The 644-nt window shown below is 78.7% G+C and carries 1 protein-coding gene; it reads right to left on the bottom strand.

Going from position 1 to position 644, the window contains the following annotated elements; all coding sequences use genetic code 11:
- Nucleotides 1-644, bottom strand: a 644-nt coding sequence (locus tag KS423_RS46820; protein WP_374120206.1) for an RNA polymerase sigma factor, incomplete at both ends; no start/stop codon positions are given.

Consider the following 644-nt stretch of genomic DNA (forward strand, 5'->3'; position numbering starts at 1 on the left):
GCACCGCCGCCCGGTGCAGCAGCCCGCTCAGCCCGTCCGCGAAGCCCGGTGCCGCCGGGTCCGGCCCGACCAGCTCCGGCACCCACTGCGCCAGCGCCGTACGGGCGGCCCACACCCGTCCCTCGGCCGCCGCCTGCGTGGACTCCGCCTCCACCGAGACCGCCGCGGCCGGCAGCCCCAGCCCGTCGTGCAGCACCAGTGCCCGGCGCTGCGGCCGGGACAGCTGCTTGAGCGCCTTCAGCAGCGCCCGGTCCCGGTCGGTCAGCCGGTCGTGGTCCGGCAGCACCGCCTGCGCCTCGTCGGCCGGACGCACCTTGATCCGCCGGTACGGCAGCCCCCACACGCGCGCCCGCCGGGCCCCGCCCCGGTGCCACGGGGACAGCGCCAGCTCGCAGGCGCGCACCCGTACCCACCCCTCGGGGCTCCCCGAGGCGACCACCGTGCCCCAGTGCCGCCGGGCCTCCCCGAACGCCCGCCGCACACAGTGCACCGCCCGGTACCGGCAGGCGGTCAGCAGGAACACCTGCTGCACCAGGCGGGTGTGCGCGGTCTCGTAGAGCTCCTCGAAGCTCACCGCCGGCGGCTCCGCGTCGAGGTCGTCGTCCGCACCCGCGGGAGCGGCGGCGGCCAACGCCGCCCGGCCG

This window comes from Streptomyces sp. LS1784 (assembly GCF_020103755.1).
Lineage (GTDB): Bacteria > Actinomycetota > Actinomycetes > Streptomycetales > Streptomycetaceae > Kitasatospora.